This window comes from Selenomonadales bacterium (genome assembly GCA_017442105.1).
In the GTDB taxonomy this organism is placed as follows: Bacteria; Bacillota; Negativicutes; order RGIG982; family RGIG982; genus RGIG982.
On sequence record JAFSAX010000073.1, the window covers coordinates 1 to 10,324 of the forward strand.

Below are 10,324 nucleotides of genomic sequence, written 5' to 3' on the forward strand. Positions count from 1 at the left end.
GCAGGCGTATTCCTGCTTGTCAAACTCAACTACTGGAACAACGATTTTTACAACGCGCTCCAAAATCGCGACTTCGATGCGTTTACACGGCTCATCGGCGATTTCAGCTTGCTGGCATTTTTCTACATCTTGTCTGCCGTCTACGCGCTCTATCTTCGGCAGATGCTCGAGATCAAATGGCGTCGATGGATGACGAGGCAGTATCTTGAACGATGGCTCGATAACAGGATGTACTACCGATTGCAGCTGGCGGGCGGGACAGACAACCCCGACCAGCGTATCAGCGAGGATCTCAGGCTTTTCGTGCAGCTGACGCTCGCACTTTCTATCGGCTTTATGAAAGCCGTCGTCACGCTCGTGTCGTTCATCTTCATCTTGTGGCAGCTGTCGGGTACGTTTACCGTGCCCGTGCTCGATATCACGATACCGGGCTACATGGTCTTTATCGCGCTTCTCTACGCCGCTGTCGGTACATATCTCACGCAGAAGATCGGCCGTCCGCTTATCAAGCAGAACTTCGATCAACAGCGATACGAAGCAGATTTCCGTTATAGTCTGGTACGCCTTCGCGAAAATTGCGAATCTGTCGCATTCTATCGCGGTGAAGTGCCCGAAGGCGAAGTCTTCCGTACGCGCTTTACGAACGTCGTTGATAACTTCTGGAAGATCATGAAACGGCAGAAGAAGCTGACGTGGTTCACATCGGGCTATGCACAGATCGCTGTCATCTTCCCGATCATCATCGCGGCACCGCGCTATTTCAGCGGACAGATGCAGCTCGGCGGACTTCTTCAGACAGTCAACGCCTTCGGCAAAGTACAGGACGCGCTGTCGTTCTTTATCGACAACTATACGGCGTTCGCCGAATGGCGTGCCGTGATCGCCCGTCTGGAAGGATTTGCCGGACATATGGACGAACTGGAAACGGCGCGCGATGACAAGACGATGGTCGACGGTGAGGAGATCGCGACCGACAAGCTGACCGTTGCGCTCCCGACAGGCGAGGTGCTGGTGGATGACCTCACCGTTCGTTTCGGAGAGGGCGAAGCAGTACTTATCACAGGCGCGAGCGGTGCCGGCAAAAGCACGCTCCTTCGCACGCTCGCAGGTATCTGGCCGTACGGCAGCGGAACGGTCGTTCGTCCGAAGGAGGCAGTCATGTTCCTTCCGCAAAAACCGTACCTTCCGCTCGGTACGCTCCGTCAGGCACTCATCTATCCCAAAGCGAGGACGGCCAAGACCGACCGTGAGCTTGTCGATATCCTGACGAGTTGTCGACTGCCCGAGCTGACAACGCGCCTTGATGATTTCGCCGACTGGACGCAGATGCTCTCGCTCGGCGAGCAACAGCGCATCGCGTTTGCGCGTGTCCTCGTCGCTCGGCCGCGTTACCTCTTCCTCGACGAAGCAACGGCGGCACTTGATGAAGATACGGAACAGCATCTTTATTCACTCGTAAAAAAACATCTGCCCGATACGACCATCATCAGTGTCGGACACCGCTCTACGCTCAATGCGTTCCACGACAAGAACCTTCACTTGGCGGGCGGTTCGTGGCAGATGAGAGATATCAAACAGTAGGAGGGCAGTTATGGAAGACAAAGTAAAACGACTGACAGACTATCTCGCATCGCTCGGCTCTGCCGTCATCGCGTTCAGCGGTGGGGTAGACAGCACGCTTCTGGCACTTGCCGCCGTCCGTGCGCTCGGTGATAAAGCAGTCGCCGTAACTGCTGTCAGTCCGACGCTTACTGCAGAGGAGAAGGCGGCCTCTACCGCGCTTGCCGAGCGTATCGGTATCAAGCATATCTTTTTGGACAGCCAAGAGATGCTGGATGTGGATTTTGTTCGTAACGATGCGAAAAAGTGCTACTACTGTAAGCGCGTTCGTATGCGCCAGATCTGCGACTGGGCAAAAGACCACGGCTATGCGTGCGTTGCAGAAGGCTCGAATACAGACGATGCGAAGGACTACCGTCCCGGTACGCAAGCACTTGCCGAGCTTCCTATGATCGTCAGCCCGTTCATCAAAGCAGGTTTCGGTAAGGCAGATATCCGTGCGCTGTCGCGTGCATGGCAGCTTCCGACATGGAATAAGGAGAGCGCAGCGTGTCTTGCCTCGCGCATCGCTTACGGCATGACCATCACCGAACAGCGGCTCAAAGAGGTCGAAGAAGGCGAGAAGATCGTGCGCGAATATGCGCTCGGGCAGGTGCGTGTCCGCCATCACGGTGAAGTCGCGCGTATCGAGGTGGAAGAAGAGATGATCCCCGTATTGATGCGCTCCGAGATAAGGAGAGCCATCACCGCGCGTATGAAAGAAGTCGGATTCCGCTACGTCACGCTTGACATGGCCGGCTATCGTATGGGAAGTCTGAACGAAAGTCTTGATAAGAAGTGATTTTTCACCGACAAAAAAAGGAATTTATCGAAAAAAGTCGAAACCTCTTAAAAGCTGTGTACAGCTTTTGGGAGGTTTTTTCTGTGAATATGAACCGTGTTTCGGACGTACTTAACACTGTCTGGAAACGTATCTACGATAACTTATTTCAAGATGTGAAACTGCTTCTCTACTTGATGGTGCTCATCGCGGTCTATCGCATCGCGTTTATCATCATCATGGAAGCATACTGGGAAGATACCACGACGTGGGCAGATGTCTGGACGGCATTTGCCAAAGGGTGGCTTCTCAGCTATCAGACGACAGGGTATCTGGCAGGTATCTCGTTCATCGCATGCACGGCATTGTCACTCGTCTGGGAGAAGGGCGCCAATAGGCTCCGTATGGTCATCGGCTCTGTCTATGCCGTCCTGCTCAGCGTGTTGTTCGTAGCACGTATGCCGTACTATGCGCAGTTTAAGATGGGATTCAATCAGCTCATCTTCAACACGCTTCGCGACGATACGAGCGCGCTCACTGCGACGATCCACGAGCAATATAACCTCGTCCTTCTCGTCGGAGCGGCCATCGTCCTGTCGTATATCGCCATCGTATGCCTTATCAAACTGTTGAAGAAAAAAGTCATACCGCTCCCCGATATGGGAAGCCGCATCGGCAATTTCAGTGCAAAAGTCGCCATCATTGCGCTTATCTACCACATCTCCGTATTCTGCGGAAACTGCGGCGGTATGTCGTATCTCGATTATTTCAACTGGGAAAACGCAGGCATCACGAACGACCAGCTATTGAACGAAGCCATCCTAGACGACGGACAGGCACTCTACCGTGCGTACGTCTGTCAGGAGCGTCTTGAATGGTCGAGCGGTATGAATATCAGCGAAGACGAGCTTCGCGCGCATGCACGCTCCTTGTCGGACGGCACGGTCGCTGACCCGCGCCATCTCGATGACTGCCTTGTTAAGACAGCATCGGGCGCAGCAAGACCGAAGCACGTTATCCTTATCATCGCCGAGAGCTACGCCAACTGGCCGCTCGAACAGCAGTATAAGGATCTTCACATCGGCGACGGCATGAAATCGATCATCGCACAGCCGAATACGGCGTATCTCGACCGTATGCTCCCGAACGGCTACTGCACCATCGCAGGCATCATGGGCTGTCTGACAGGATTCAGCGATGTCAACCTCTACATGAACTACCTTCCGCAGACGTATAAGGAAGTCTACTCGACCTCCATCGCACCGCAGATGGCTCGGCTCGGCTATCGTCCCGTATTCTTCTACGGCGGACCGCCCAGCTGGGAAGCCGTCCGCGACTTCACCCTCTCGCAAGGGTATGAGAAATTTTACGGACAGAGCGACTACGGCAACGTAACGGGCAACGTATGGGGCTGTGACGACAAGCACCTCTTTGCCGAAGTGCTCCGCGCCCTTGAAAAAGAAGAATCGGGCTTCTACACCGTCATGACGACATCGAACCACTCGCCGTTCTCCGTCTGGCTTGACGGTGAAGGCTATCCCGAAGACGTCGTACACAAGAACCTCACCGACAAACAGAAAGATGACTGGACGCTCACCAAGAGCCTCGGTCACTACTGGTACGCCGACAAATATATGGCACAGTTCATCAAAGATGTACAAAAACGATTCCCCGACACGCTCATTATGGTCGTCGGTGACCATGCCGACCGTATGAACTTAGAGGCCACACCGCGACTCTACCAGAGATATGCCGTACCGCTCATCGTCACGGGCAAAGGCGTCACGAAGAACCTCTTCCCGAAAGATGCCGCCGGCAGTCATATCAATATCCTGCCGACACTCATCGAGCTGTGCGCACCGAAAGGGTTTGAATATACCTCCGTCGGCACGAGCCTGACGAAAGGCGTGAAGATCGGATACAGCTACGGCTATTGGATAACGGCTGAGGAGATGGGATACACCGACCGCGCAGACGGACGTGAAGCCATCGACCCGACGCGCGCCGTCAAGAAGAGCATCCCGTGGAAAACGATCGAGAGCGAGATCGTTCGCGGCCGCTCCGTATCGTGGTGGCGCATCGAAAAAGGCAATACCGAATTTACTGCAGCACAATAACCAAGCGACAAGCAGTCTGCCTACTACGGCAGGCTGTTTTTTGTATGGCAGAGGGCGGACGTTCCTGCAAAAATGGGGTAGCATAATAGGCGATTTGTTGATATAATTAAACGATAACAAATAAATCTGAACGATGTTGAGATAAAAAGAGGTGCCAAAGATGTTAGACCATAGATTCGTTATCGTAACAGGCTTATCCGGCGGCGGCAAAACGCAGGTCAGCCGAGTGCTGGAGGACTTGGGATATTTTTGCGTAGACAACTTACCGCCACTTTTCATACCGAAGTTTGCCGAGCTCGTGCGCGACAATGAGCAGATCAAAAAAGTCGCCCTCGTCGTCGATATGCGCAGTCGCGAATTTTTCGACGACCTGATGAACGTGCTCGAATCGATGGAATCGGCAGGACAGGGCTATGAGCTTTTGTTTCTCGAAGCATCGGACGAAACGATCATTCGCCGCTATAAAGAAACGCGCCGCAGTCATCCGCTCGCACCGAACGGCCGATTGATCGACGGTATCCACAAAGAACGCGCTCGTCTTGACGGCGTGCGCGGTCGTGCAACGCATATCATCGACACGACGAGCATGAAAAAGGAAGAGCTCAAAAAACGCATCCTCGGGCTCTACGGCGGTTCGGATAAGGTTTCCGAACGCATGGCGATCACCGTATTGTCGTTTGGCTTCAAGTACGGTATGCCGCTCGATGCCGACCTCGTATTCGACGTACGTTTCTTGCCGAATCCGTTCTATGTCGAAGCGCTCCGCAAAAAAAGCGGTACGGTTCCTGCGACGGCAGAATATATCTGGAAATGGCCCATTACCCAGCAGTTCGTTGAAAAACTCAACGGTCTGTTGGAATTCCTCGTGCCGAACTATATCAAAGAAGGCAAAAGCCAGCTCGTCATCGCCATCGGCTGTACGGGTGGTATGCACCGCTCCGTATTCATTGCGGACAGAGTCGGCCGCAGCTTAAAAGAACTCGGCTACAACGTCACCATTACGCATCGTAACGTACGCAACAACGATGTCGAAGAACATATCGAATAATCATGTCGAGGTGAGAACATGGGATTCTTAAAATGGCTCTACCCGGGCATGAAATTCAAACGCTGGCTCCTTTTGTTCGCATTCGGCGTGCTGGCACTTTGTACGGGTATCACCATCTTATTCAACTATAAATATATCGGGAATCTGGAGGAGGTCATCTTCCGTACCGTATACCTCTGGACAGGAAGCTATGACTACATGGTCAACATGGCATTCGGTACCGCGACGGCAGGTGCAGGCCTTATCCTGATGCTCACAGCTGTTCGGCAGATGATACGCTCCATCATCGGCGTCCTTCTGCCCGACGGGTCGGAAAAGCTCGTCGACCTCATCTTTGCCGAGCGTAAGCTCAGCCGCGGTCCTGCCGTTGCCGTTATCGGAGGCGGTACAGGGCTGTCGGTGCTGTTGCGCGGCATCAAGACCGTGACGAAAAACGTCACTGCGATCGTCACCGTAGCGGACGACGGCGGTTCTTCGGGCAGACTCCGTGAAGACCTCGGCATCTTACCGCCGGGCGATCTTCGCAACTGCCTCGTTGCACTCGCAGAAACAGAACCTCTGATGGAAAAACTGTTCCAGCACCGTTTCGGCGGCAGAGGCGACCTCGCAGGTCACAGCTTCGGCAACCTTTTTATTGCCGCGATGACCGAAACGGTCGGCGGTAATATGGAAGAAGCACTCAAAGCATCGAAAAAGATCCTCGCCGTTCGCGGACAGGTACTTCCTGCCACGATCAGCGAAGTCAAGCTCATGGCGCGCCTTGCCGACGGCCGCATCATCGAAGGCGAATCGCGTATTCCGCTTTCGGGCTCGCCCATCGACCGCGTATACTTAGAGCCTGCCGATGCCAAGCCTGTGCAGAGTGCGCTCAGCGCTATCGCAGATGCGCAAGTCATCTTCCTCGGACCGGGCAGTCTTTATACGAGCGTCATGCCGAACCTCCTCATTGACGGCATGGCAGATGCGCTCCGCAAGTCGAGAGCGACCAAAGTCTACATCTGCAACGTCATGACCCAACCGGGCGAAACAGACGGATATTCCGTATCGGCACACGTCAAAGCCATCTTCGACCATGTCGGTGAAGGCATTGTCGACTACGTCATCGTCAACGGAAGCCGTATCTCCGACGAAGTATGCGAAGTCTACGCACGCGAAGGCGCACAGCCTGTCATCGTAGACAAAGATAAAACAGAACGGCTCGGTGTCAAAGTCATCGAAGCCGACCTCATCAGTCAGACCAACCTTGCGCGTCACGACCCGCAGAAGCTGTCGCAGACCATCATCTCGATGCTCTACGACTATCAGATACACCGTGACCAGCCGGGCGAGTGGGAACAGCTGATGAACCAGAATGAAGGAAAATAAAGAAAGCTAGAGGGAACGTATGGCATCTTACTCAAGTGAAGTTAAAAACGAACTGACGCGCGTCACAGGTGATGATTTTTGCTGTCAGGCGGCAGAACTCGCCGCGCTCTTCCGCATGGGCGGTGCCATGTCCATCGGCGGACAGATGCAGCTCGGTATCAACTTCGTTACCGAAAACGCGGCACTCGCGCGCAAAGTACTCAACTTAATCAAAGGGAAATTCGAGCTCAAGACAGAAGTCATGGTCTCGCGCTCCCGTCGCCTTAAAAAGAATAACCGCTACATGATAAAAGTCGTCCCCGCACCCGAAGTCGTCGACCTTTTGGCGGCACTCGGCATCATGCGTGCCGACGGCTGGAACGACGGTGATGATACGGCGATCTGCGAAGAGGACTGCTGTAAACGCGCATACCTTCGCGGTGCGTTTCTCGGCGGCGGCTCTGTCAACCGTCCCGAAGGCGAATACCATCTCGAAATGGTCACCGAAAATCGCCTCTTTGCATCTACCATCGTCACGATGATGGAAGGGTTCGGCTTCCCTGTAGGGCAGACCGAACGCAAAAAAGACTGTATGATCTATTTAAAAGACGGCGATGCCATCATGCGTTTTTTACGCCTCATCGGTGTCGAAGAAGCCATGCAGTCGTTCGAACAAGTGCGCCTCGTCAAAAGCGTGCGCAACAAAGTCAACCGTCTTGTCAACTGCGAAACAGCCAACCTCAACAAGACCGTCATGGCGGCATCCCGTCAAGTCGCGCATATCAAGCGCATCGACAAATATATCGGTCTTGAAAACATCGCGCCCAACCTTCGCGAAGCGGCGCGGCTCAGACTGGCTCATCCCGAAGCACCGCTGCAAGAACTCGTCGACATCATGGAAGGCAGAGTCAGCAAATCGGGCATGAACCATCGTCTGCGCAAGCTCGAAAAGCTTGCAGAAGAATTGCCGGGAGGCGATGTCAATTGAAACGAAAGCTAACACTCGCGGCGGGGCTTGTCCTCGCCCTTCTTATCCTTGCATGGGTCACCATGCCGCGCGGATACGTGCCCATCTTAGCGTATCACATGGTCAACGACATCCGCGTCGATAACGAATATTGTATGACGACGAGCCAGTTCGACGAACAGATGAAATACCTGTCGGAAGAAGGCTACACCGCTATCAGCCTGCGCGAATTTTTCGAAGCGCGCGGCGGTAAACGTACGCTCCCCGACAAACCCATCATCATCACCTTCGACGACGGCTACCAAGACAATCTTACCGAAGCACAACCCATCCTCGAAAAATACGGCATGAAAGGCACCGTATTCGTTGCCACAGGCCTTGTCGATACCGACTGGTACCTGTCGCCTGCCGAGATCAAAGAGCTTGCGGACCGCGGTATGGAGATCGGCTCGCATACCGTATCGCACGTTGCCATGACAGGCGATGTCGATATACACAAAGAGCTTGGCATCTCGCGTATGTGGCTCGAACAGACCACAGGCAAGCCGTGTATCTTCTTCGCGTATCCGTTCGGTGCGTATAACGAGCGTGTACAAAAAGACATTCAGGCGTACGGCTACTGGGGCTCTGTCACGGGCGACAGTGGATACAACAACTTCGACGTACCGCGCCATGAACTAAAGCGCGTCAACATGCCGAAGATCACGGGCGGACTTGATGAATTCAAAAACCGCCTGCGCTATGCGTATCTGCGCACGTGGCTCCGTCTGTAACAGACAAAAGAGGCAGAGTTCGGCGAGATTCGACCCCAAACGATTGATTTTATTTGCAATAAAAGGGAAAAAGAGCTATAATAAAAACAGCACTTTTGGCAAAGGAGGGAAACAATATGGCTAAACGTATCGTTACGGTCAACAAAGCATCCTTGCAGGCAACGGTTCACACCGGTGGTTGCGGCGAATGCCAGGCTTCCTGCCAGTCCGCTTGCAAAACTTCTTGCACGGTAGGTAATCAGGTTTGCCAGAAATAATTTGCCTTAGTCGGCAAAGCTAGGAACGAATGCCCCTCATGCAGGGGCTTTTGTTTTTCCTTGTGCATGAGAAAGAAAATGGAGGAATACCCCTTGAAGATACATAAGTTTCAACAAAACGGTTATAACATCGTCCTCGACATCAACAGCGGTGCCGTCCACGTAACGGACGAGCTCATCTACGACCTCCTCGATGTATTCACAGGCGACAACGACGACGAAGCGATTCAGTCGCTCAAAGGAAAATATGACGAAGCCGACCTTCGCGACGGCCTCAGTGACCTTCACGAATTGATGGACAGACAAGAACTCTTTGCGCCCGACCTCAACGTACCGCTTGCACTTAAAAACAAACCGCTCGTCAAATCGCTCTGCCTTCACGTAGCGCATGACTGCAACCTCCGTTGTCAGTACTGCTTCGCAGGTACAGGCGACTTCGGTCACGACCGCGGTCTGATGCCTGTCGAAGTCGGCAAAAAAGCAGTCGACTTCATCATCGCCAACAGCGGCCATCGCAAGCATTGCGAGCTTGACTTCTTCGGCGGCGAACCGCTCATGAACATGGAAGCAGTCCGCGCCGTCACCGAATACGTTCATCAAAGAGAAGCCGAAACAGGCAAGATCTTCAAGCTCACGCTCACGACGAACGGTCTTGGGCTTACGGAAGAGATCGAAAAATTCCTCAATGACGAAAACATCAGCCTCGTCCTCAGCCTCGACGGACGAAAAGAAGTCCATGACAATATGCGTCCGATGATAAACGGCAAAGGAAGCTACGACCCTGTCGTACGCAACATGAAACGTGCCGTTGCATCGCGTAACTTCGACAACTACTACCTGCGCGGTACGTTCACAGGCTACAACCTCGACTTCTGTGCCGACGTCCTCTCCATGCTCGACGAAGGCTTCGACCAGCTCTCCGTAGAACCTGTCGTTGCCAAAGACGCACCGTACGAACTCAAAGAAGAACACCTGCCGAAGCTGTTCGAAGAATACGAAAAGCTCGCCAAAGTCTACCTCGACAAACAGCTCGCAGGCGACGGCTTCACCTTCTTCCACTTCAACCTCGACCTCAACAACGGCCCTTGCGTTGCCAAACGTCTTATGGGCTGTGGTGCAGGTCACGAATATTTTGCCGTCACGCCCGACGGTGACCTCTATCCGTGCCACCAGTTCGTCGGCCGTGAACAGTATCGCATCGGAAGCCTTGACGAAGGCATCCTCCGTCAAGACCTCGTGCAGACCTTCCGCAATGCGCACGTACTCAACAAACCGAAATGCACCGACTGCTGGGCGCGCTTCTATTGCAGCGGCGGCTGTCATGCCAATGCCGACCTGTTCCACGGCGACTTCCACAAACCGTACGAGATCGGCTGCGAGCTTCAGAAAAAACGCCTCGAATGTGCTATCATGATACAGGCAGTTCTCTTGATGGCAA

Annotated in this window: 9 protein-coding genes; all 9 read left to right on the plus strand. The window is 53.6% G+C overall.

Translation table 11 applies throughout. The features are described from left to right. The coding region (locus IJN28_02990; GenBank protein MBQ6712738.1) for an ABC transporter ATP-binding protein/permease at positions 1–1,581 on the plus strand (1,581 nt) is incomplete at its 5' end. A 10-nt stretch (positions 1,582–1,591) separates the two neighbouring features. Next, positions 1,592–2,401 (plus strand): ATP-dependent sacrificial sulfur transferase LarE, encoded by an 810-nt coding sequence (larE, locus tag IJN28_02995; protein ID MBQ6712739.1) that lies wholly within the window; start codon positions 1,592–1,594, stop codon positions 2,399–2,401. Between the two features lie 83 nt (positions 2,402–2,484). Continuing rightward, positions 2,485–4,497: a sulfatase-like hydrolase/transferase gene (locus tag IJN28_03000; GenBank protein MBQ6712740.1), complete on the plus strand. Its 2,013-nt coding sequence runs from the start codon at positions 2,485–2,487 to the stop codon at positions 4,495–4,497. Between the two features lie 160 nt (positions 4,498–4,657). After that, the gene (rapZ, locus tag IJN28_03005; protein ID MBQ6712741.1) at positions 4,658–5,545 is read left to right on the plus strand and encodes an RNase adapter RapZ; all 888 of its coding nucleotides are present in this window, start codon (positions 4,658–4,660) and stop codon (positions 5,543–5,545) included. An 18-nt stretch (positions 5,546–5,563) separates the two neighbouring features. Continuing rightward, positions 5,564–6,910: a YvcK family protein gene (locus IJN28_03010; protein ID MBQ6712742.1), complete on the plus strand. Its 1,347-nt coding sequence runs from the start codon at positions 5,564–5,566 to the stop codon at positions 6,908–6,910. Positions 6,911–6,929: 19 nt separating this feature from the next. Beyond that, positions 6,930–7,877, plus strand: coding sequence for a DNA-binding protein WhiA (gene whiA / locus IJN28_03015; GenBank protein MBQ6712743.1), 948 nt, complete (start codon positions 6,930–6,932; stop codon positions 7,875–7,877). After that, positions 7,874–8,629, plus strand: a complete 756-nt coding sequence (locus IJN28_03020) for a polysaccharide deacetylase family protein (protein MBQ6712744.1) — start codon at positions 7,874–7,876, stop codon at positions 8,627–8,629. The genes whiA and IJN28_03020 overlap by 4 nt, the downstream gene beginning before the upstream one ends. Positions 8,630–8,745: 116 nt before the next feature. Continuing rightward, positions 8,746–8,886 carry a six-cysteine ranthipeptide SCIFF gene (scfA, locus tag IJN28_03025; protein ID MBQ6712745.1) on the plus strand — a complete coding sequence of 47 codons (141 nt, stop codon included), beginning with the start codon at positions 8,746–8,748 and terminating at the stop codon, positions 8,884–8,886. 78 nt (positions 8,887–8,964) lie between these two features. Next, positions 8,965–10,324: thioether cross-link-forming SCIFF peptide maturase (gene scfB, locus IJN28_03030; protein MBQ6712746.1), on the plus strand; the 1,360-nt coding region annotated here is incomplete at its 3' end.